The sequence below is a fragment of the Saccharospirillum alexandrii genome (assembly GCF_043641555.1).
Lineage (GTDB): Bacteria > Pseudomonadota > Gammaproteobacteria > Pseudomonadales > Natronospirillaceae > Saccharospirillum > Saccharospirillum alexandrii_A.
In genome coordinates, this window is the sequence record NZ_JBHZRJ010000004.1 from 503,093 (window position 1) to 524,896 (window position 21,804).

Genomic DNA, 21,804 nt, shown 5'->3' on the forward strand with positions numbered 1-21,804 from the left:
GTAATAAAATTACAGACCCCGTGATTCTCGGCCCTACAGGGTCTACAATGGCGATCCCATTTTAAACGACGTCCCCTAAGGAACTGCCATGTCTGTGATCAAAATGTCTGACCTCGATCTGGCCGGTAAGCGCGTACTGATCCGTCAGGACTTGAACGTGCCACTGGATGACCAGGGCAAGGTCACCTCGGATAACCGCATTACCGCCTCGCTGCCGACCATTAAAGCAGCCCTCGAGCAGGGCGCCAAGGTCATGATCATGTCGCACCTGGGCCGTCCGGAAGAGGGCGAATTCGACGAAAAAGCATCACTGGCCCCTGTTGCTGCCTACATGAGCCAACTGCTCGGGCAGGACATCCCGTTGATTCGCGACTGGGTTGACGGTGTCGACACCGACGCCTCGGTCGTCATGTTGGAGAACGTTCGCTTCAACAAAGGCGAAAAGAAAAACGACGACGCCCTGTCGAAGAAAATGGCCGCCCTGTGCGACGTCTACGTCATGGACGCCTTTGGCACCGCCCACCGCGCTCAGGCTTCTACCCATGGTGTCGCCAAGTACGCCCCCGTCGCCTGTGCTGGCCCGCTGCTTGCCGGCGAACTGGAAGCCCTCGCCAAAGCCATGGATAACCCGGCCCGGCCCATGGTCGCCATTGTCGGCGGCGCCAAGGTATCGACCAAGCTGACCGTGCTGGAAAGCCTGTCGAAAGTCTGCGATCAGCTGATTGTCGGTGGTGGCATTTCCAACACCTTTGTCGCCGCGCGCGGCTACAATGTGGGTAACTCCCTGCACGAGAAAGACCTGATTCCGCAGGCGAAAAAGCTGATGGAAGAACTCGATATCCCCGAGCCGATCGACGTACGCGTCGGCAAAGAGTTCAGCCCCAAAGCCGAAGCCGTGATTAAGCCGGTTGATCAGGTGCAGGACGACGAGGAAATCATGGACCTCGGCCCGGAAACGGCCAAGCGCTTTGCCGAAGTGATCAAGAACGCCAAAACCATTCTGTGGAATGGCCCCTGTGGCGTTTTTGAATTTGATAACTTCGCCCACGGCACCCGTGACGTTGCTGAAGCCATTGCCGACTCTGGTGCATTCTCTGTGCTGGGTGGTGGCGATGTGATCGCGGCGGTGCAAAAATTCGGCATGGAAGACCGTTTCTCCTACATTTCCACTGGCGGCGGTGCTTTCCTGGAATTTGTGGAAGGCAAAGTACTGCCTGCCGTTGAAATTCTGGAACAACGCGCCAAAGGTTGAGGAAAGGATAGCTTTTAGTACTCAGTACTCAGTTTTCAGTACTAAGAGTTGGCACCACATTGAGTGTCAGGTGCCGGGTAGTTCTGGTTGGGGTAGTCCGCAGCAGGGATGCTGCGGTCTAGGCTCCACGGACGGATTCACGCCGACCCCAACCAGGACTGCCCGGTGCCTGACACGACCTCCTGGCAAGATAGCCAGCGGTGCCCGAGACCAGACAACAATAAGCGGTAGCCACTGGATGGGGTGCCGTTCATCGACAGCAGAGGATACGACTCATGTCTCAAAAAGTACTCGACGTAGTAAAACCCGGTGTTGTGACCGGCGACGACGTTCAGAAAATTTTTGCCATCGCCAAGGCCGAGAAGTTCGCACTGCCGGCGGTGAATTGCATAGACACCAATACCGTTAACGCCGTGCTGGAAACGGCCGCTCGCGTGAAATCGCCAGTGATCATTCAGTTCTCCAACGGCGGCGCCGGCTTCTTTGCCGGTAAAGGGTTGAAACTGGAAGGCCAGGGTACCCAGGTGCTCGGTGGTATCGCCGGTGCCAAATACGTGCATGCCGTTGCTGAAACCTATGGCGTTCCGGTGATTCTGCATACCGACCACGCTGCGCGTAAATTGCTGCCGTGGATCGACGGCATGCTCGATGAAGGCGAAAAGTTCTACGCCGAAACCGGCAAGCCACTGTTCTCCTCGCACATGATCGACCTGTCAGAAGACTCGCTGGAAGAAAACATCGCCACCTGCTCCGAATACCTCGCCCGCATGGCCAAAATGGGCATGACGCTCGAGATCGAACTGGGTGTGACCGGCGGTGAAGAAGACGGTGTCGACAACAGCCATCTCGATGCCTCCAACCTCTACACCAAGCCCGAAGACGTCGCCTACGCCTACGAAAAACTGAACGCCATCAGCCCGCGCTTCACCATTGCCGCCTCATTCGGCAACGTGCATGGCGTTTACAAGCCCGGCAACGTCAAACTGACGCCGACTATCCTGCGTGATTCCCAGGCGCATTGCTCCGAAAAATTCGGCCTGGAAAAGAACGCCCTGGATTTTGTCTTCCACGGTGGCTCCGGCTCGACCGAAGCCGAGATCGAAGAATCGATCAGCTATGGTGTCATCAAAATGAACATCGACACCGACACCCAATGGGCCAACTGGAACGGCATTCGTGAGTACTACCAGGCGCACGAAGGCTATTTGCAAAGCCAGATCGGTAACCCCGAAGGCGAAGACAGCCCGAACAAGAAATACTATGACCCGCGTGTCTGGCTGCGCAAAGCCCAGGAGAGCATGAGTGCCCGACTGGAAAAAACCTTTGCCGACCTGAATGCGGTCGATCGCAACTGATCGACTGAATTCGCCCCGGCATGCCGGGGCGTATGGCTGAGGCTCAGCCGTTCAGCGCGGCTGTCTGTCGATACAAGGCCCGGTACTGCTCAAGCTTGGTCTGGTAATAGGTCGCCCGAGACGCATCCGGCTGATGCGTCTGCACAATGGGCGGGGCCGGGCACAACGAACGAATGTTCTCCGGGCTGTCACCCTCAACCGCCAACTGCGCCAACCGGGCAGCGCCCAGGCCGGGCCCAACTTCACCCCCTTCGCGAAAATGCAGCGGCCGCTGCAACACATCCGCAATCAACTGGCGCCACAACGCCGAACGTGCACCGCCACCGATCAGCGAAATATCATCCAGTGGCGTGCCGGCGGCCGTCAGTGCCTGTTCGCCATCGGCCATGCTGAACGCAACGCCTTCGAGAATCGCGCGAGTCATATCCACCCGGCGCGAGCGGGTGTTGAGGCCAAAGAACTGAGCGCTGAGCAGCGGGTTGTTATGGGGAGTGCGTTCACCACTGAGATAGGGCAGAAACAACACACTGGTTTCGGTTTGAGGGCTGGCCTCAACCTCTTCGAGCAATTTGGGAACCGTCGTATTGCTGATGTTGGCAAACCAGTCGAGGCAACTGGCGGCACTGAGCATGACCGACATCTGGTGCCAGCGGCCGGGTAGACAATGGCAAAAGGCATGCACGGTTTGCTCGGGCGCTGCGCAATGCTGCTCGCTCACGACAAAATAAACCCCTGACGTACCCAGCGAAATAAACCCCTGGCCTGGCTCGGTAACGCCAACGCCTACCGCACCGGCGGCGTTGTCACCGGCCCCACCGGCAACCGGAACCGGGTTTAGGCCCAGAGCCTGAGCAGCCGCTTCGGTCAGTTGGCCGCTCGTCTGACTGCCTTCAATCAGATCGGGCATGTGTTGCCGACCGAGACCGCTAATTGCCAGCAAGTCATCGTCCCAGTCGCGTTTGGCCGGGTCGAGCCAGAGCGTGCCGGCGGCGTCCGACATCTCAGAAACACACCGGTCCGTGAGCAGCAGGCGCAGATAGTCTTTTGGCAGCAGCACCTTATGAATCCGGGCAAAGGCATCCGGTTCATGATGCTTGACCCACAGCACCTTGGGCGCTGTAAAGCCGGGCATGGCAACGTTGCCACTGCGCTCGCGAAAATCCGGCAGTGCCGCTTCTAGCTCGGCACACTCGGCGGCACTGCGGCCATCGTTCCACAAAATGCAGGGCCGGATGACCTGATGATCAGCATCGATTAACACCGCCCCGTGCATGTGACCCGACAGGCCAATGCCCTTAATCTGTTTCAGATCCTGACGGCCGCCGAGTGTCGCCAGTACTGATTGGATGGCCTGCCACCACTGTTGCGTGTCCTGCTCACTCCACAATGGCTGAGGTGAATCCGTCGTCAGGCTCGCGCTGGCGGTATCAACCACTTGCCCGGCAGTGTCGATCAATACCGCTTTCAACCCGGAGGTGCCGAGGTCGAGTCCCAGATACATAGGGTGCTCCTATAATTATTTTATAAGTCAAAATATAATGCCGGGGTGACCGGTTAGCGTCAATTGTTCATTGCAGTGGAGGCGCTGGATACGAATGTGTTCATTGGGCTGTTCAGTTCAAAATCAGGCGCTTGCTGAATAGATGAGCAGCGGTGACCCGGCTGGCTGGCGCGCGCCCAAGGCACCCAACGCAACCACACTGCCAAGCTTGGCCTATAGCCAGCTGGCTTCCAGGCGCAGGCTTTGGCCTTCGAGGTTGGCTTCCATCCAGTCCTCCAGGTGACGTGCTTCGGTTTCTACCTGGCCCCGGTCGATGCCCAGAATGACCAGGGCAGCTTCACCGCGATCGGCCTCGGACCAGGGTGCCAGTGTCAGTGCCACATTGACCTGGTCACGGCAGTAGCGTTTAAGCGGACCGAAGGCGCGCGCCAGATCGGCGGTGTTATTCACGCCGGGGACATAGCGCTCAATTTCGATCAGCCGGATGTGCAACGTCATGTTTCAGGTTCCTCCAGTGTAATGGTTTAGGGATCTCTGTGCCGGTCAGCGATTCGTCTTTGCGCTGTTTCAAACGCTGTACACGCCGCGCTACAGGTCACCCCGTGTCGGGTGCTACAAAACTGCGACAGGGTGTTGATACCTGCAGTGAATGTTCTAATCTGACTGTACTACTCAGATTATCCACCGCCCAAGCACCTACTGTTTCCCGTAAAGGATTGTCCATGTTTGAAAACCTGAAAGCCATTGGCGTTACCGACACCGACCGAATTGAAAAATACACCCTGCGCACCGAAGGCCGGTTCGATATTTTGAAGATTTATTACAAGCGTGATAAAGGCGAGATGTTTGCGCGCAGTGAAAAATTCAAATACCCACGTCAGATGAAGCGCGTGAAAGTCGACAGCGGCACGCAGAAATACACCGATACCACCGAGATTGCCCCAACGCTGCGGTACGTGGTCGAAGAGCTCGACGTCATTGCCAAACGTGAAGTCAAAGAAGTCGACCTGAAGAAAAAGATTCTCAACGATCTGCAGCACCTGGAAAAAGTGGTGCAAAGCAAGATCGAGGAAATCGAAGCCGATCTGAAAAAGCTGTAAGAAGGCAGGCTCCGCATAGGAGCCCTTGCTAGACCTCGAAGCGCTTGACCAGCCGATTCAGGTTATCGGCCAGGCTGGCCAGATCCCGGCTCGAGCTTCGGGTCTGGTCGGCACCGGTGGCGGTGTTGGCCGCCAGGTCGCGCAGGTTGACCAGGTTTTTGTCGACTTCTTTTGCCACCTGCGCCTGTTGTTCGGCGGCACTGGCCGAGGCGGTGTTGCGGTCGTTGATGGTGTTGACCAGATCGGCAATGGCGACCAGCGCCTCGCCAGCCTCGTGGCCGGCATCCAGCGTGTGCTGTGCATCGGTATCGCTGTCACGCAAGGTACCCGCCGCCTGCTCCGAACTGGTTTCCACCGCCTGAATAATGGCTTCAATTTCGCGTGTTGAGTCAGCCGTGCGGCTGGCCAGGGCGCGTACTTCATCGGCCACCACGGCAAACCCCCGGCCCGCCTCTCCGGCACGGGCGGCTTCAATGGCCGCATTCAATGCCAGCAGATTAGTCTGCTCGGCGATGGCTCGAATCACATCCAGTACCGAGCCGACATCGGCTACACGTTGCGCCAGCGTGGTCATATTGCCGCTGGCGCCCTGAATGCGGCTGGCCAGTTGCTCAATGGCTTGAACGGTCGACTGCACTTTCTCGCGGCCAAACTGGGTGCGTTCATTGGCCTGCTGGGATTCATTGGCGGTGCCCACGGCATTGCTGGCCACCTCTTCAATGGCGGCGGTCAGTTCGTTAACGGCGGTGGCGGCTTGCTCCAACTGATCGTTTTGTTGCTGCAATTCCTGCAGCGACTGCTCGGTGACGGCATCGAGCGTGGTCGAAGCATGGCCAAGCCGGTCGGCAGATTCGGCGATCTGGCTCAGAGTATCGCGCAGGCTATGTTGCATGGTTCGCAGAGCCTGCAATAGCAGGGAGATTTCATCTTTGCCTTCTATGTTGATATCGGTCGTCAGCGTACCGGCAGCAATGTCGTTGGCAACATGAATGGCCTGCTGCAACGGCCGGGAAATGCTTCTGACCAGCGACCAGGCGATCAGCGCGAGTAAGACAGCGACTGCGCTGATCGCTGCAATGGTTACCAGGCGGGATGCCTGGTAAGCCTGACCGGCTTCCAGTTCAGCCGCGGCGATACGTTCTTGCTGATAGTTGATCAGCGCTTGCAGATGGTCAAAAGCTTGCTCAGCCAGTGGCAGCATGGTCTCGGTGCGAAGACGCAGTGCATCGGCGCCACGCCAGTTGGAGGCCAGTTGAATGCCGTCGTTCAACGCCTGCAAAAACTGGGTCTCGGCGGCAACAAAGCCATCGAAAATCAGCTGATTTTCATCGGCGGTGATGTTCTGCTGATACGACTCCTTGGCCGCGTTCAGCGCGGCGACTGACGCATCGATGGTCTGTTGCAACGCTTCTCGTTCAGAGGCTGAACTCGAAAAGATCATCGCCGTGGCCGGCACCTGAATATCGCTGAAGTACTTGAACAGGGTGTTGGCCGCGATGAGGTTGGGTAACCGGTCCTGGGCGATGACCGAGACCTGGGCATTGCTGGCATCGAGCCGGTTCAGGCTAAGCGAACCCAGTACGACGAAAACCAGCACGATGCCGACAAAAGTGGCGGTAAGCCGCTGACGGATGGTGAAGCGTTTAAACACAGGGCGATTCCTCGGCATTCTGATGGATTGTTGTTTTGGCCCGGGAAGGTCTGCCTATTTTTGTTTCGGAGTTCGGGTTACCTCAGTGGCACTGGCCCGCACCGGCTACCGGGTGTACCCCTGTGGGGTCGGCGTAGATCCATCCATGGAGCCTAGGCCGCAGCATCCCTGCTGCGGACTACCCCACAGGGGCACACCCGGCACCCGCTGCTTGTCTCCTCAGTGAACTCGTGGTTGGTTTGTCACGAATTCTGTCATTCATGTGTAAGTGTAGTATCGGCGGATTTGGTCGGCCATTGAGTTTTTATTGTGGCTTGGTGGTAGACTGCCGCCGCCCCGGCGGTCGCCGAGGTTGTTGTTCAGTTTGCCTGCCTGCGAGGAAACGCCCTGGTGTTGTCTCTTTTGTTGTTTTCGCTACAGATTACCGGCCCGATTGCCCTGGTGGTGGTGTTGGGGGCGGCTTTCAAACGCTGGGAATGGATCAACGATGCCTTTGTGCAGAGTGGCTCCAAACTGGTGTTTAATGTTGCTCTGCCCAGCCTGTTGTTTTTGAACATTGTCGGTTCCCGGCCGGAGACCATACCGGGCGGCGGCATCATTCTGGTCGCAGCCCTGTTTACCCTGGGCTGGTTTGTTGTGTTGTCAGTGCTGGCCCCCTGGCTGGTACCGCACAAAGACGAGCGCGGTGTGTTTGTGCAGGGCAGCTTTCGCGGCAACATGGGTATTATTGGGCTGGCCTTTGCGCTGAATGCCTTTGGTCAGGAAGCCGCCGTGCTGGCGTCCGTCTATCTCGCCTTTATTACCTTGCTGTACAACGTACTGTCGGTGATTACGCTAAGCCGCTGGTCGCCGCGCCAGGTTGTGGGCCACCCGCTGGTGTCTGCCGCCAAAGACATTATTCGCAATCCGCTGATCATCGCCATCGCCCTGGCCGGTGTCATCGTCGTGCTGGGTATTCCGGTTCCGGACTGGGTGCTCGATACCGGTGACTATTTTGCCCGTATGACCCTGCCTTTGGCGCTGATCTGTGTTGGTGCCAGTTTAAGCTGGGCCGGGTTTGTTGAAGCCGGGAGGGTGACCACCCTAACATCGGTTTTCAAACTGGCGCTGATTCCGCTCAGTGGTGTGCTAATTGCCTACAGCCTGGGGTACCGGGAGGTTGAGCTGGGCGTGTTCTACCTGATGGCCAGCACGCCCACGGCTGCTGCCAGTTATGTGATGGTGCGTGCAATGGGCGGTAATGCCAATCTGGCGGCCTCCATCATTGCCACGACGACGGTGGTGAGCCTGGTGACGACCAGCCTGGGGCTGGTCGTATTGCGCGCCCTCGGTTGGGTTTAATTGGCCTGACTTTGCACGCGTTCCAGTGACGCCTGCAGCTGGTTGACGACCTCAACCGGGGTGTCCTTGTTCATTGCCAGGTACATGTCGACCGTGCGAATAATCCAGGCCGGTTCGATGGCAGGGTAGCCGGCTTCTTCGGCCAGGTCGTAAGCATTGACGTCGGAGGCGATCCACACGTCGATCTGACCCTGAGCCAGTCGCTGCGCATTCAGGCTGTCGTTGGGTAGGGTAGAGACTTCAATGCCCTGGTCCTGCAGGAACAGCGTGGTGGCCGAGTTAGCATAACCACCCACTCTGAGCGTGCGCAGGTCATCAATATCGTTGACCTCGGCATCACTGCCTTCATACCGAAAGATCGTCCAGTTGTACTGGGCGATCGGGCCTACCCACTGAAAAATGTCTTCCCGCTGCGGCGTTCTGGCCGTGGAAAATATCCCGTAATATGGGCGTTCCAGGGTTCGGCCGTACCCTACTCCCCAGTTGCGCAATCGCATGCGGTATTCGTAACCGGCATCGGCAAGCAATGCCTTGACGACCTCGGTTGACGTGCCGCCAATATCATCTCGCCGGTGTTCGTAGTCGCGACCACTGAGGCTGTAGTTATAGTTGCCGTAGTTCTCGGTGTAGATGTACAACTGGGTATCATCGTCTTCGGCGATGGCTGGCAAACCGATCAGGCAGAGCAAAGACAACAACAAAGAATTAGCCAGGGTAATGCTGTTTTTCATGACAGTGACTCTCAGGTGATTCCAGTCAGAAGGCTGGACGTTTTTGGGTCAGGCTATCCATCGATTGGTCATCATGAGCGGTTCCCTGGCTCAGACTGTGCTTGGTCAAGACAGTTCCGTACAGCAAACCGTGTGCGCACAGACGACCTGCGGCTTGGGCGCTGCGGGAGGGTAAAAACCGTGCTTTTTTAAAACACCGGGGTGGAGCAAGCGACAGGCGAGCCAGGACTGACTCGCCTGTTGTAAACATCAACCCGGCACGCTGAAACCGGGTTTGTTATTTTTTTTAATGACCGAGAATCTGGCTCAGGAACAACTTGGTCCGGTCGTTCTGCGGGTTGTTGAAGAACTCGTGAGGTTCGTTCTCTTCAACAATCTGGCCAGCGTCCATGAAGATTACCCGGTCGGCAACCTGTTTGGCGAAGCCCATCTCGTGGGTAACGCACAACATGGTCATGCCTTCTTCGGCCAACTCGATCATTACGTCCAGCACTTCCTTGATCATCTCCGGGTCGAGCGCCGAGGTCGGTTCATCGAACAACATGACTTTCGGGTTCATGCACAATGACCGTGCAATCGCCACGCGCTGTTGCTGACCACCGGATAGCTGTCCCGGGAACTTGTTGGCCTGCTCGGCAATCTTAACCCGCTCAAGAAACTTCATGGCCGTTGCTTCGGCTTCCCGCTTGGGTTGCTTGAGCACGAACATGGGTGCCAGCGTGAGGTTGTCGAGCACGGTCAGATGCGGGAACAGGTTAAAGTGCTGGAACACCATGCACACATCCTTGCGGATGACTTCGATGTTCTTGACGTTGTCACCCAGCTCAATGCCGTTGACGGTGATGTCGCCTTCCTGATGTTCTTCCAACCGGTTCAGGCAACGAATCAGCGTCGATTTACCGGAGCCGGAAGGTCCACAGATGACGATGCGTTCACCCTGTTTCACGTCCAGATCGATGTCGGTCAGTACGTGAAAGTCACCGTACCACTTGTTCATTTTCTTGACCTGAATAACAGATTCACGGTCGGCCAGGCGGCTTTGTTCAGTCATATTCTGGACTCCTAGTGTGAGGTGCTCTTCTTCAGGTCATTGTCGAGGTACGCACTGTATCTCGACATAAAGAAGCAGAAGCAGAAGTAAATAAGGGCAATGAATACATAGGCCTCAATAAATTGCTGGCGCCACATGGGGTCGTTGACGGCTGCGCGGGTTGCTGCCAGTAGATCAAACAAGCCGATAATGACCACCAGAGAGGTATCCTTGAACAACGAAATAAAGGTACTCATGGTTGGCGGGATCACCAGGCGCAGTGCCTGTGGCAAAATGATCTTGAACGTCTTTTGCCAGTAATTCAGGCCAAGCGAATCTGCGGCTTCATACTGACCTTTGGGAATGGCCTGCATGCCTCCGCGGAACACTTCGGCGAGGTACGCAGCCTGAAAGATGATGATGCCGATCTGTGCCCGTAGCAGTACGTCAATACTTACACCCTCTGGCAAAAACAGCGGGAACATAACCGAGGCCATGAACAGAACCGAGATCAAAGGCACACCCCGGAATACTTCAATGACCACAATGCAGACAACTTTGATCAATGGCATATCGGAACGCCGCCCCAACGCCAGCATTAGCGCCAGCGGTGCTGCAAAGGCGATGCCGACAACAGCCAGTACCAGTGTCAGAGTCAGACCACCCCACTGGGCAGTACGCACGGGTGACAACCCCAGTATTCCGCCCCTGAGGACAAAATAAACGGCGATGAACCCGACAATCCAGGCGACGGCCAGCCAGGGTGACCAGAAGCGGCGGTTCATGCTCAGCAACATACCCGATGTCAGCATGATCATCGCCAGCAATGGGCGCCAGTGCTGATCAGCCGGGAAGGTGCCAAACAACAGGAAACGCCACATGTCGTGAACGTAGGCCCAACAGGCTCCGGTAGCGGCTTCACAGGCCTCCTTGGCTGCACCAAAGCTGGCATTGAGGACTGCCCAGGAAACAATAACGTCGAGTACGTTCCAGATAATGTAGACGCACAGCAGAGTAATGATCGTATTAATCGGTGACGAGAAAAGATTGTCTCTCATCCAGCGCAGACTGCGATTCAGAACGGGTCCGCTGATGGGCCGGGCTCGGTTGGTATTCTCGGTCATATCAACGCTCCACCAGCGACATGCGCTTGTTGTACCAGTTCATAAAGAAGGAGACCAGCAAGCTGATGCTGAGGTAGACCGTCATGAAGATTGCGACCCCCTCAACGGCCTGACCCGTCTGGTTCATGGTGGTGTTCGAGACAGACACCAGATCAGGGTAACCAATGGCAACGGCCAACGAACTGTTCTTGGTCAGGTTCAGATATTGGTTGGTCAGTGGCGGAATGATGACGCGCAGTGCCTGTGGCAGCACGATCAATCGCATGATCCAGGTAGAGCGTAGCCCCAGAGAGGTAGCTGCTTCTGTCTGTCCATGGGGAACCGACTGGATACCGCTTCGAACCACTTCCGCGATGTAGGTTGTGGTGTAGAGCGTCAGACCCAGTAGCAAGGCGGTAAACTCAGGGCTCATGCGTGCGCCACCCTGGAAGTTGAACCCTTGAATCGCGGGCATATTTAACTCGGTAGGAGCGCCAAATACCAACCAAACCAGGAAGGGAACCGCAACAACGATGCCCAGACCCACGCTCAGGTGCGGGAAGATGTGGCCGGTCGCTTCCAGACGTTTCAAGCTCCATTTGCGCAAGATGATCGCGCCGATGATGCCGACGATGAATCCAGCACCCACCCAGGTCCAGGCCGGGTGGTCGGCCATCACGGGAATATAAAGCCCCCGGTTAGACAGGTAGACCCCTTCGATCGGGCTAAGTGCTGAACGGATGTTGGGCAGACCGCGGTTAATGATGGCGTACCAGAAAATTAACTGCAGCAATACTGGAATGTTCCGGAAGGTTTCAATGTAGGTAACGCCGATGAAACGCAGCAGCCAGTTTTTTGAAACCGTGGCAATACCGATCAGAGTCCCGAGAATGGTCGCGAGAACAATACCGATGCTGGCCACTTTAAGTGTGTTGGTAATGCCAACCAGCAAGGCTCGGCCGTAGTTACTCTCAGGCGAGTAGGCGATGACACTTTCGCTGATACCAAAGGCGGCTTCACGTTCCAGAAAACCGAAGCCGGTGGCGATGTTTTGGCTCTCGAGGTTGGCCATGGTGTTGCCGACCAAGTACCAGCCGAGCAGAAAAACTCCACCAAAAACCAGAATCTGATAGACGACAGAGCGAAATGTCTTGTCATACAAAAGAGTCAGAATCGGGTTAACGTCGTTACTTTTTGAGTGTTTGGGGCTCATACCCGACGTCTCCAAAGGGAATGCAAATCAGAATAATGCAATGAGCTTTTAGAAAGCGGCCCTGAAGGACAGGGCCGCGGCGTTAAACAGAGATCAGCAATATTGCATTGCCAGGCTCATGATTAACGAACGGGTTGGGCATACATCAGGCCACCGTCGGTCCACAGAGCGTTAATACCACGCTCCAGGCCCAGCAGTTCGGTTACGTTGGTCTCGTAAGACTCACCGTAGTTACCAACCTGAGAAATGATGTTGTACGCCCAGTCTTCGTCGATGCCCAATGCTTCACCCAGACCCGGAGTCGTGCCCAGCAGACGCTGTACGCCAGGGTTTGAGCTGTTGTCACGCATGTCATCAACATTCTCGGAAGTGATGCCATATTCCTCAGCTTCGATCATGGCGTTCAGTGTCCAGCGGACAATGTCCATGAACTCATCATCGCCATGGCGAACCGCAGGGCCCAGGGGCTCTTTAGAGATGATTTCTGGCAGGATCATGTAGTCAGCCGGGTTTTCGGCAGAGACGTTACGCGCAGAGGCCAGACCTGAAGCATCTGTGGTGTACACGTCGCAACGGCCAGCGAAGAAGGCGGCGGTTACTTCAGAGGTGTTCTCGATAACAACCGGCTCGAATTCCATGCCCTGGGCACGGAAATAGTCGGCCAGGTTCAGTTCGGTTGTGGTACCTGGCTCAACGCAGATTGCCGCGCCGCTCAGTTCCTTGGCACTGGAAACACCCAGATCTTTACGAACCATGAAACCCTGGCCGTCGTAGTAGTTGACGCCAGCGAAGTTCAGGCCCAGAGCTGTATCACGGGTCAGAGTCCAGGTGGTGTTACGAGACAGAATGTCGACTTCGCCAGACTGCAGGGCGGTAAAACGCTGGTTGGCGGTCAGAGCAGTAAAACGAACGGCTTCTGAGTCACCCAGCATGGCTGCGGCAACCGCTCGGCACAGGTCGACGTCGAGTCCGGCCCACTCACCGCCAGTGGCGTTTGAGAAGCCAGCCAGAGAGGTGTTAACACCGCACTGAATGTAGCCTTTGTCCATGACTGCATCAACGGTTTCACCGGCTTGTACGCCAGCGGCCAGGACAGACAGTGACAGCGCCGCTACGGCGCTAGTGCTGGTCAGTTTCTTAAGCATTTTACTCTCCATTATTTCATTGCTTTTATTATCGGCTTTGGCAGACCTGTCGGTGTACCCAAGCACTGAAGACCACTCAGACCGAAGATCTGTGTGGATTCTCGTCTTCGGCTCGTGACCGAAAACAAACATGATGCACACGCCGAAACGTCTGCAGTCTGTAAGGAGGATCGAGCGGCAACCAGAGTCGCCTTACTTTATTTATTATGGTTCGATGCGGTTAATGATTTGCAAGGATAAGGCCAATTTGTACCGATACACTCTAATCCATTGATATTAAAGGCTTTATTGGTTATTTCACAGCCTTTTCAGGGAGGTTGGGGCTATAACCAGAGGAATAGCCGCCCGCCCCGGGGCGATCCCTATTCTGCACTGCGCCAAGGCAGTGCGTGGGTTCGCTGTGAGAAAGTGCACTGAGGCAGTGCTTTACATAGGTTTATCGGGTGTCAGAGGATTGTCAGGAGGGTGTATGGGGCTGGATATAACCATTGGAATAACTATAACCAAAGGAATAGCCGGGCGCCGTTTTGAGTGTTGGCTCACAAATGCTTCGCTGCCGAGCGCGTTTTACCGGCCGTTTCACGATTCGAGTTCGCGCTGCCGCTTTAGCCGTTTGCTTAAAGCCGGCTGTGAAATGCCCAGAATCCGGGCTGCGATAGACTGATTGTGGTCTGCCCGGTGCATGGCCTCGGCGATCAGCAGATCGTCGATTTCAGCCAGGGTAGGCAATCGATTGTCGGGCGGGAAGTGAACCAGGGTGTTGTCGTGACTGCTGGTGTCGCCGCCCTGGGTTTGACTGAACAGGTGCAGATCCTGACGAGTCATGGCACCACCATGATGCCGGCTCACCGAGTCGAACGCGATGGCACGCAACTCGCGCACGTTGCCCGGGAATTCATAGGCCTGCAGTGCGGCCCAGAGGTCGGGACTGAACTCGGGTAGGGGTTTGCCCATGTCGTCGGCGGCCTGCTCGGCGAAAAAGGTAAACAGCAGGCGAATGTCTTCGCGGCGCGCGCGCAGAGGCGGGATTAACACCTGGTGGGTGCAGAGCCGGTAATAGAGGTCGCGCCTGAAGGCTCCGTCGCGCTGGCGCTCTGCCAGGTCCTGATGGGTGGCAACGAAAATGCGAGCTTGCAGGCGCTTCGGCCGGTCTGCGCCCATGGGGTAGAACTCGCCTTCCTGCAGCAACCGCAGCAATTTCACCTGGCTGCTGGGGCTCAGATCGCCAATTTCATCGAGAAACAGGGTACCGCCGGAAGCTTCCTCGACCAGGCCGCGCCGCTCCTGGTCGGCACCGGTGAAGGCGCCCTTGCGGTGGCCGAACAGGGTGTCGTTAAAGATGTGATCGTCGAGCCCGGCCACATTCACCGTTACCAGCTTGCCCTGGCGACCGCTCAGGGTGTGAACCGCCCGGGCGATCAGTTCTTTTCCGGTGCCGCTTTCGCCGCAGATCATCACAGGTTGTGAACTTTTCGCGACCGATTCCAGATATTGGAACACCGAGGCCATGCTTCGGCTTTGCGTTAGGATGTTGGCAAAGGCCTCGGGGGAGTCGAGTCGTCGGCTGAGTACCCGATGGCGCAGCTCCTGGTTTTCCCGTTTGATTTCCTGCAGTTGAATGGCGCGTTTGATGCCTTCGAGCAGCCGCGCGGACTCGGTGGTCTTCACGTAAAAATCAAAGGCACCCAGACGCAGGCACTCCACCGCCGTCTCGACCTGATTCAAACCACTGATGACCACCACGGCAACATCGGGGAAGGCCTCGGCCATCTCGATCAGCAAGTCTTTGCCGGATTTATGGGGCATGTTCAGATCAAGCAGGACCACGCCTATGGCGTGGTGTTCCAGGTAGCTCATGGCCTCGCGACTGTCCTGGCAATAGTGCAGGTTGGTGATACCGCCCTTGCGTTCGAGCATCAGGCCCAGGCTGCGATGGTAGGAGGGTTCATCGTCGATCAGTAAAACACCGAACTCAGGGTAGAGACTGCGTTTCTTGTTTTTATTGTCTGTCATTGAGGTTCGACCATCTTCCACGGAAAGGTGACGTCTACCCGGGTGCCTTCACCGGGGCGTGAATGAAACTTCATGGTGCCATCGTAAGCCTTAATGATACCGGCCGAGACCGACAAGCCAAGCCCGGTCCCGCCCTGTTCGCGTTTGGTGGTGAAAAACGGGTCGGTCAGGTTGGGCATCGCATCCGGTTCAATGCCACAGCCTTCATCGTGCACGGAAAGCACAATGCGCTGGCGGATGTGGTCGATGCGGGTCTCGACCTTTACACCGTGCTGGTCGTCCGGCAGTGACTGGCAGGCGTTAATGATCAGGTTGATCACCACCTGCTCGATGCGCTGCGGGTGGCCCAGCATTGAGGGCAGGTAGGGGTCGAGAATCAGGCTGAACCGGTTGGTGTAGCCACGAATGGTGACATCGAGCAGACGCACGGCGGTGGAGACCACATCGTTCAGGTTCATCGGTTCGATGGCATCGGTCGCTTCCTGGCGGGCGAAATCGCGCAGGTCGTTGACGATGCGTTTGATGCGCTGGGCGCCTTCGTTCATCTCGTTGATGATGTAGGGGATTTCATGGCGTATGCGACGGTAATCGAGCCCGGCAATATCGAAGCCGTCGTGCTGTTCATAGAGCCCGTCCAGATGCGGCAGGGCATCTTCCCAGGCGTCTTTCAGCATGGGCAGATTGAGCAGGATCAGCCCGCTCGGGTTGTTGATTTCATGGGCAACCCCCGATACCAGGGTGCCGAGTGAACTCATCTTGTCGGCCTGAATCAACTGCTGCTGCTGTTTCTTGACCTCCTGAGTGCGCCGTTCCACCTGACGCTGCAGCGTGCGAATCCAGAGGGTCACCAGAACCAGACCCAGCAACAGGACCGCACTGCTGATGGCGGCGATAATGCCCAGCAAACGCCAGTTGGTAGTGCCCTGGCGTTCCAGCGAGCCCAGCCACTTGTCGTAGATGTCTTGCTGGCGGCCGGTGTTGCGCAGAATGGCGAGCCCTTCTGAGAACAGCGTCAGAATTTCTTCGTTGCCTTTGCTCACCGCATAACCATAGGGCTGAGGGCGCAGTGGTCGCCAAACAACGCCGATGTTGGACAGTTTGTTCTCGCGGCTGTAATACAGGCTGGGTAGGGTGGCGCCCAGCGCGTAATCGTAATTACCGGCTGCCAGTTGGCGTAGTGCATCGGAATGAGCCCGCACGGTGACGATGATGACACCAAAATCATTTTCACGCAGAAAATCGTGAACGATGCCCTCATGCTGAACCACGACCGACTTGCCTTTCAGGTCGTCATAGCTGGCGGGTTCCGGGTCGCCCTTGCGCGCAAAAAAGGAATAGTTAACCATCACCGACGGTGCACTGAACGAGAACTCCTTTTCGCGCTCTTCAGAGGCCACCATGCCCTGAAGCACATCCATTTCGCCATTTTCCAGCTTTTCCCGCATGATCGACCAGCTGTCCAGGGTGATTTCCACATCAATCCCCATCACTTCAGCGATCGCCCGGGTCATATCGACGTTGTAGCCGGCGATGTTGCCATCCTGGTCTATGAATTCGTAGGGTGGGTAACTGTCGTCACCGCCAACGCGAATAACCTGATTGGCCGGCTCTGCGTAGGCCATAGGTAAACAGCCCAGCACGAATAGAGCCAGGAAGGTGAGGTAACTCAAGCAGGCAGTTTTCGGATGTGGCATGCAGCGTCCGGTGTGTTAGGTCCCGAATTCCGGGCCCAGTTCCTCGTGAAAGCGCTCTACCTGTTGGGCTACATCTTCGTGCATACCGCGGTAGCGGGCAATGTGGAACAGGGCGTCGCCCTCGTAGACCAGCGCCAGCTGGGTCAGGCCGACCAGTACGCCGGCGCGGGAAGCCCGAACTTCTGAAGCTTCCATGGTACTGGGGTTCATGATGCGCGCCAGGACCTGCTCTTTCTGAATATAGGTGCCGGGTTTGACCAGGCATTGAAACACGCCCGAATCGCTGGCGCGCTCCCAGTAGGAGTTGTCGGCAATCGCCTGTTCCTTGCGGATTTTGGGTGTACCGTTGAGCATTCCAAGATGCATCATGACGTTAATGATGCCCTGGGTACCGGCCTTGATGCTGATTTCATCGAGACGCAATGCTTCGCCGGCTTCGTACACAATGACCGGAATGTTGTTCTGCCCAGCCGACTCCCGCAGCGACCCTTCGCGCAATTCACTGTTCAGTACCAGTGGCACGCCGAATGCTCGCGCCATACCTTCCACGACCTCATTATCGAGCTCTGCCCGTATTTGTGGCACGTTGAACCGGTGTATTGCCCCGGTGTGCAGATCAATGCCGTAGTCGGAATGCAGCACCACCTCCTGCATGAGCACTTCCGCAACGCGCGCCGCCAGAGACCCCTTGGCCGAGCCCGGAAACACCCGGTTCAGATCTCGCCGGTCGGGGAGGTAGCGCGAGCCCATCCCGAAACCGTGCACGTTAACCACCGGAACGACGATCACTGTACCCTGCAAGCCGCCGAGTTTGCGGCTGCGCATAAAGCGGCGAATGATCTCCAGACCGTTGAGCTCATCACCGTGCATGGCCGCGGTGATGAAGATGGTCGGGCCCGGTTTGCGGCTGCGACGCACAAAGCAATGCATGATGGCGTCGGAGTTGCCGGGTGCACCGGGCAGCGACAGGGGGACATTATGCCACTTGCCGGAGGTTAGCCTCGTGGGGTTAATCTGAGTCACAGTCAGCCTTCCACTCGCTTGGGTTTTTCACTCATTTCTTTTGCCAGATGATCAATGACCATTCCGGCGACGTCTTTGCCGGTCGCCATCTCGATGCCTTCCAGGCCGGGTGAGGAATTGACCTCCATCACCACCGGGCCGTGATTGGACCGCAGAATATCCACCCCGGCCACCTGCAGCCCCATAATCTTGGCGGCGCGAACCGCCGTCTTGCGTTCTTCCGGGGTGATTTTTACCACCGCGGCCGACCCACCCCGGTGCAGATTGGAGCGAAATTCACCCGGCGCAGCCTGACGTTTGATGGCCGCGACGACTTTATCGCCAATGACAAAGCAGCGAATGTCGGCACCACCGGCTTCCTTGATGTATTCCTGCACCAGAATGTTGGTGTCGAGGCCCAGAAATGCCTCGATGACCGATTCCGCTGCCTGGCGGGTCTCACACAACACTACGCCGATGCCCTGGGTACCTTCCAGCAGTTTGACGACCAGAGGCGCACCGCCGACCATTTGAATCAGATCGGGCACTTCATCGGGGCTGTGGGCGAAGCCGGTAATAGGCAAGCCAATGCCCTTGCGCGCCAGCATTTGCATGGAGCGCAGTTTGTCGCGCGAGCGGGAGATTGACAGTGACGAATTCAGCGTATGGGTGCCCATCATCTCGAACTGGCGGACCACGGCGGTGCCATAGAAGGTAATGGAGGAGCCGATGCGCGGTATAATGGCATCCATGTCTTCCAGTGGCTCGCCCATATAATGAATGGACGGGCGATGCGCTACGATGCTCATGTAGCAGCGCAGGGTATCGACAATGCGAATCTCATGACCCCGTTTCTCGGCCGCCTCGACCAAACGCTGAGATGAGTAATTCGAAGGCTCGCGTGAAAGCACCGCCAGTTTCATGGATAACTCCCAAAGTTGTACCGGTAATGTCTGGTGTTGCGCAGGGGATATGGCAAATCAGAGTGTAGCAGGAATGGCGCTGTGTCCGGTTCCCGACAAGGTGTGCATCATCCCCTTAAATGCCGGTGTTGCCAAGTGAGGTCGTCTTAAACCGGTTTTAAAATCAGTTTAGCGCTTTTACAGGATTCGTGCGTGCGTTAGCGGGGCCGGAAGTCCGCTTTTTTGCTAGAGTTAGAGACAATTACCCAGAGACTGAGCTGTTGCACTGGCTGAGTTCTTCAGCCGGTTCATCCACATAAAGGGAAGCATTACCCATGGCCACCCGCGAAGATACCTTGCTTGAACATGTCGACTACTGGCTCAGTGAGCTGGCTGAGGATCGTGAGCCCGCAGCAGACTGGCTGGAGGGGTTGTCGGAAGCCGATATTGCCTTTGCGCTCGAATGTTTGCCGTTCGAGCAACGCCTGACCATCTGGCAAACCGTGGCACCGGAACTGCGCGGTGCGGTGCTGGTCGAGCTGCACGATGAGCATCGCCGCTCCTTGCTCAAAGCGGCTCCTCCGGAAGCCCTGCTGCAGTGGCTGGGCAAGACCGATCCGGAAGACTTGCTGGAGCTGATGGATGACCTGCCGGGGCAACTGGGCCGCAAAGTCCTGCACCGGATGGACAGCGAAGACCGTGAACAATTAAAGAATGCCTTAACCTACGATGACGACCAGGTGGGCCGCTGGCTCAGTTTTAAAGTCATTACCGCCGACGCATCAACACCGGGCCGCTTGTTTCGCAAGGCGTTGCGGGAAACCGGTATTCCGGAAATGACCGACGTGATTGTCCTGCTCGGTGAAGACGGACGTTTTCAGGGCTGCTTGTCGCTCGATGCCGCCATGCAGACGCCCAGCACGGCACCACTGAGCGATTACGCCGATGACGAACTGACCCCGCTAAACCCGGCCTCTTCGCTGCACGAAGCGGCGCAGCGGTTGCGCGCAGCCGATCGGGCCATGCTGCCGGTGGTGGATGAAACCGGCGCGGTGATGGGGCGATTCACCTCGCGTGATGCTCTCGATGTCATGCTGGAAGAAAAAGAACGCCAGATGATGCAATTGAGCAGCGGTCTTGATGAAGAAGATTTGTTCTCGCCGGTGCGTCGATCTGTGCCCAAACGCGGGCTTTGGTTGGGCATCAACCTGATCACCGCGTTGCTGGCAGCCTGGGTGATCGGCCTGTTCGAACTGGCATTGTCGCAATGGGTGGCACTGGCGGTGATGATGCCGGTTGTCGCCAGCATGGGTGGCATTGCTGGCAGCCAAACGCTGGGGCTCGCCATTCGCGGTCTGGCGACGGGTCAATTGGGGGCGGCGAACGTGCGTAACCTGATTCGCAAAGAGCTGATTCTCGGCACCATTAACGCCTTCTTCTGGGCCATTGCCATCGGCTTAATTGCCGCCTGGTGGTTCGACAGCTGGATGCTGATGTGGATCATCGCCTTCGCCATTCTGGTCAACATCATCGCCGCGTCGCTGGCCGGCGTGATCGTGCCCTGGGTACTGTCGCGCATGAAAATCGATCCGGCCATTGCCGGCTCGGTCGTGCTGACCACGGTAACTGACGTCGTTGGCTTCTTCGCATTTCTGGGGACAGCGACCATTGCGTTGAGTTTGGCTGGTTAACCCGTCTCGCGAACTTGCAGATGGGTTGGTAACACCCGGCTTTCATAGCGCTCCGGGTTTAATACCATCATGGCGGCCAGGCGACCTTTTTCGATGCTGGGCTGGTACACAGTGGTTATGGTGGGGTGCATCTGGCGGGCTTCGGGGATGTCGTCGAAGCCGACGATGCGCACGTCGTCGGGCACGCTTAAACCCATGTCACGGGCGACGCTTAACGCCGCCAGTGCCAGCTGATCCGACATGCACAGCATGGCGGTGGGACGGGGGGTCATCGCCAGGGCTTCTCGTGCGGCTTTTACGCCGTCGGCCCAGGTGCTTTCGTGGGTGTTCCAGACGCGGTCGTCGCCGAGCGTGTAATTGTGTGCCAGTGCGGAATCCCGGTAGGCTTCAAGGCGCTGACGGGAGATCGACATGCTTGCATCGAACAATTCGCTGCTGTCGATACGGCCTACATCGTCTGACTTGGTGAGCCGCAATCCGATGACGACGACGTCGCCCCGGGTTTGACTGAACACATGGTCAGCGGCTTGCCTGGCCCCACCGTAGTTGTCGACGTTTAACGACAAATGATTTTCCAGCGTGAAATCAACGGTGACAACCGGCTTATGTTGCCGCACCAGCCGGTCCAGTACGCTGAGATCGCGTGGTGGGCCGTACACGATGTAGCGGTCCGGAATCGATTCCATGGATTGCTCGTGATAGAACTCATCGCGTCCGGGCATTAGCAATAGGTTGGCTCTGGCGTCGTCGAGTACTTCGGAGACGCCTTGCAGGAATTCAGTCGCACAGCTGTCGCGAAAGTTGTAAGACAACCGTTCGGCCAACATGACACCCACAATACCGGTAGCACCGGTACGCAAACTGCGGGCAGCAGCGTTAGGCCCGTGATAGCCCAGTCGCTTGCACTCGAGCAGGATGTGATCACGCAGGCTGGCGGATAATTGGTCGGGTCGGTTGAAGGCATTGGAGATAGTGGCCGTGGAAACATTCAGTTCCCGGGCAACCGCCTTTAATGTCATCCGTCGCGACGCACTGCTGGAAGGTGCGGGCTTACTCACTCTGGTTATTACCTGCCGTTTT

At 57.0% G+C, this 21,804-nt stretch carries 18 protein-coding genes; 5 read left to right on the forward strand and 13 right to left on the reverse strand.

Annotation, left to right across the window (positions count from 1 at the left end; genetic code table 11):
* Positions 1-88: 88 nt before the first annotated feature.
* Entirely contained in the window at positions 89-1,252 is a 1,164-nt protein-coding gene (locus ACHUE7_RS16855) for a phosphoglycerate kinase (RefSeq protein WP_348474396.1), read from the forward strand.
* A gap of 275 nt (positions 1,253-1,527) precedes the next feature.
* Positions 1,528-2,607 carry a class II fructose-bisphosphate aldolase gene (gene fbaA / locus ACHUE7_RS16860; protein WP_394171042.1) on the forward strand — a complete coding sequence of 360 codons (1,080 nt, stop codon included), beginning with the start codon at positions 1,528-1,530 and terminating at the stop codon, positions 2,605-2,607.
* Between the two features lie 43 nt (positions 2,608-2,650).
* On the opposite strand, the gene xylB is transcribed toward fbaA, so the two are convergent.
* The gene (gene xylB, locus ACHUE7_RS16865; protein ID WP_394171043.1) at positions 2,651-4,108 is read right to left on the reverse strand and encodes a xylulokinase; all 1,458 of its coding nucleotides are present in this window, start codon (positions 4,106-4,108) and stop codon (positions 2,651-2,653) included.
* Between the two features lie 213 nt (positions 4,109-4,321).
* Positions 4,322-4,606: a hypothetical protein gene (locus ACHUE7_RS16870; RefSeq protein WP_394171044.1), complete on the reverse strand. Its 285-nt coding sequence runs from the start codon at positions 4,604-4,606 to the stop codon at positions 4,322-4,324.
* Positions 4,607-4,830: 224 nt separating this feature from the next.
* Here ACHUE7_RS16870 and ACHUE7_RS16875 point away from each other — a divergent pair, with 224 nt between their 5' ends.
* Positions 4,831-5,208, forward strand: a complete 378-nt coding sequence (locus tag ACHUE7_RS16875) for a DUF3461 family protein (RefSeq protein ID WP_394171046.1) — start codon at positions 4,831-4,833, stop codon at positions 5,206-5,208.
* 28 nt (positions 5,209-5,236) lie between these two features.
* On the opposite strand, the gene ACHUE7_RS16880 is transcribed toward ACHUE7_RS16875, so the two are convergent.
* Positions 5,237-6,859: a methyl-accepting chemotaxis protein gene (locus ACHUE7_RS16880; protein WP_394171047.1), complete on the reverse strand. Its 1,623-nt coding sequence runs from the start codon at positions 6,857-6,859 to the stop codon at positions 5,237-5,239.
* Between the two features lie 390 nt (positions 6,860-7,249).
* On the opposite strand from ACHUE7_RS16880, the gene ACHUE7_RS16885 reads away from it, so the two are divergent.
* The gene (locus tag ACHUE7_RS16885; RefSeq protein WP_394171048.1) at positions 7,250-8,200 is read left to right on the forward strand and encodes an AEC family transporter; all 951 of its coding nucleotides are present in this window, start codon (positions 7,250-7,252) and stop codon (positions 8,198-8,200) included.
* On the opposite strand, the gene ACHUE7_RS16890 is transcribed toward ACHUE7_RS16885, so the two are convergent.
* The 9 genes from ACHUE7_RS16890 to rimK all read right to left on the reverse strand — a co-directional run bounded on the left by ACHUE7_RS16890 (position 8,197) and on the right by rimK (position 19,054).
* Positions 8,197-8,931 (reverse strand): substrate-binding periplasmic protein, encoded by a 735-nt coding sequence (locus tag ACHUE7_RS16890; protein ID WP_394171049.1) that lies wholly within the window; start codon positions 8,929-8,931, stop codon positions 8,197-8,199. The genes ACHUE7_RS16885 and ACHUE7_RS16890 overlap by 4 nt on opposite strands.
* Before the next feature lie 286 nt (positions 8,932-9,217).
* The gene (locus ACHUE7_RS16895) at positions 9,218-9,982 is read right to left on the reverse strand and encodes an amino acid ABC transporter ATP-binding protein (protein ID WP_127559477.1); all 765 of its coding nucleotides are present in this window, start codon (positions 9,980-9,982) and stop codon (positions 9,218-9,220) included.
* A gap of 11 nt (positions 9,983-9,993) precedes the next feature.
* Positions 9,994-11,085 carry an amino acid ABC transporter permease gene (locus ACHUE7_RS16900; protein WP_394171050.1) on the reverse strand — a complete coding sequence of 364 codons (1,092 nt, stop codon included), beginning with the start codon at positions 11,083-11,085 and terminating at the stop codon, positions 9,994-9,996.
* Between the two features lies 1 nt (position 11,086).
* A complete protein-coding gene (locus ACHUE7_RS16905; protein ID WP_394171051.1) occupies positions 11,087-12,277 on the reverse strand; it encodes an amino acid ABC transporter permease in 1,191 nt (396 codons plus the stop codon).
* 122 nt (positions 12,278-12,399) lie between these two features.
* Entirely contained in the window at positions 12,400-13,422 is a 1,023-nt protein-coding gene (locus ACHUE7_RS16910; protein ID WP_127559483.1) for an amino acid ABC transporter substrate-binding protein, read from the reverse strand.
* Positions 13,423-14,001: 579 nt separating this feature from the next.
* Positions 14,002-15,435 (reverse strand): sigma-54-dependent transcriptional regulator, encoded by a 1,434-nt coding sequence (locus tag ACHUE7_RS16915; protein WP_394171052.1) that lies wholly within the window; start codon positions 15,433-15,435, stop codon positions 14,002-14,004.
* On the reverse strand, positions 15,432-17,129 hold the full coding sequence (locus ACHUE7_RS16920) for a transporter substrate-binding domain-containing protein (protein ID WP_394171053.1): 1,698 nt from the start codon (positions 17,127-17,129) through the stop codon (positions 15,432-15,434). The genes ACHUE7_RS16915 and ACHUE7_RS16920 overlap by 4 nt, the downstream gene beginning before the upstream one ends.
* Positions 17,130-17,144: 15 nt before the next feature.
* Positions 17,145-18,152: a succinylglutamate desuccinylase/aspartoacylase family protein gene (locus ACHUE7_RS16925; protein WP_394171054.1), complete on the reverse strand. Its 1,008-nt coding sequence runs from the start codon at positions 18,150-18,152 to the stop codon at positions 17,145-17,147.
* Between the two features lie 2 nt (positions 18,153-18,154).
* Positions 18,155-19,054, reverse strand: a complete 900-nt coding sequence (rimK, locus tag ACHUE7_RS16930) for a 30S ribosomal protein S6--L-glutamate ligase (protein WP_127559487.1) — start codon at positions 19,052-19,054, stop codon at positions 18,155-18,157.
* 314 nt (positions 19,055-19,368) lie between these two features.
* On the opposite strand from rimK, the gene ACHUE7_RS16935 reads away from it, so the two are divergent.
* Positions 19,369-20,724 carry a magnesium transporter gene (locus ACHUE7_RS16935; RefSeq protein ID WP_394171055.1) on the forward strand — a complete coding sequence of 452 codons (1,356 nt, stop codon included), beginning with the start codon at positions 19,369-19,371 and terminating at the stop codon, positions 20,722-20,724.
* On the opposite strand, the gene ACHUE7_RS16940 is transcribed toward ACHUE7_RS16935, so the two are convergent.
* Positions 20,721-21,782 (reverse strand): LacI family DNA-binding transcriptional regulator, encoded by a 1,062-nt coding sequence (locus ACHUE7_RS16940; RefSeq protein ID WP_394171056.1) that lies wholly within the window; start codon positions 21,780-21,782, stop codon positions 20,721-20,723. The genes ACHUE7_RS16935 and ACHUE7_RS16940 overlap by 4 nt on opposite strands.
* Positions 21,783-21,804: the final 22 nt, after the last annotated feature.

What these genes read in the sequence shown, in the direction of transcription:
- ACHUE7_RS16855 (WP_348474396.1), top strand. Translation starts at nt 89, where the DNA reads ATGTCTGTGATCAAAATGTCTGACCTCGATCTGGCCGGTAAGCGCGTA.
- fbaA (WP_394171042.1), top strand. Translation starts at nt 1,528, where the DNA reads ATGTCTCAAAAAGTACTCGACGTAGTAAAACCCGGTGTTGTGACCGGC.
- xylB (WP_394171043.1), bottom strand. Translation starts at nt 4,108, where the DNA reads ATGTATCTGGGACTCGACCTCGGCACCTCCGGGTTGAAAGCGGTATTG.
- ACHUE7_RS16870 (WP_394171044.1), bottom strand. Translation starts at nt 4,606, where the DNA reads ATGACGTTGCACATCCGGCTGATCGAAATTGAGCGCTATGTCCCCGGC.
- ACHUE7_RS16875 (WP_394171046.1), top strand. Translation starts at nt 4,831, where the DNA reads ATGTTTGAAAACCTGAAAGCCATTGGCGTTACCGACACCGACCGAATT.
- ACHUE7_RS16890 (WP_394171049.1), bottom strand. Translation starts at nt 8,931, where the DNA reads ATGAAAAACAGCATTACCCTGGCTAATTCTTTGTTGTTGTCTTTGCTC.
- ACHUE7_RS16895 (WP_127559477.1), bottom strand. Translation starts at nt 9,982, where the DNA reads ATGACTGAACAAAGCCGCCTGGCCGACCGTGAATCTGTTATTCAGGTC.
- ACHUE7_RS16900 (WP_394171050.1), bottom strand. Translation starts at nt 11,085, where the DNA reads ATGACCGAGAATACCAACCGAGCCCGGCCCATCAGCGGACCCGTTCTG.
- ACHUE7_RS16905 (WP_394171051.1), bottom strand. Translation starts at nt 12,277, where the DNA reads ATGAGCCCCAAACACTCAAAAAGTAACGACGTTAACCCGATTCTGACT.
- ACHUE7_RS16910 (WP_127559483.1), bottom strand. Translation starts at nt 13,422, where the DNA reads ATGCTTAAGAAACTGACCAGCACTAGCGCCGTAGCGGCGCTGTCACTG.
- ACHUE7_RS16915 (WP_394171052.1), bottom strand. Translation starts at nt 15,435, where the DNA reads ATGACAGACAATAAAAACAAGAAACGCAGTCTCTACCCTGAGTTCGGT.
- ACHUE7_RS16920 (WP_394171053.1), bottom strand. Translation starts at nt 17,129, where the DNA reads ATGCCACATCCGAAAACTGCCTGCTTGAGTTACCTCACCTTCCTGGCT.
- rimK (WP_127559487.1), bottom strand. Translation starts at nt 19,054, where the DNA reads ATGAAACTGGCGGTGCTTTCACGCGAGCCTTCGAATTACTCATCTCAG.
- ACHUE7_RS16935 (WP_394171055.1), top strand. Translation starts at nt 19,369, where the DNA reads ATGGCCACCCGCGAAGATACCTTGCTTGAACATGTCGACTACTGGCTC.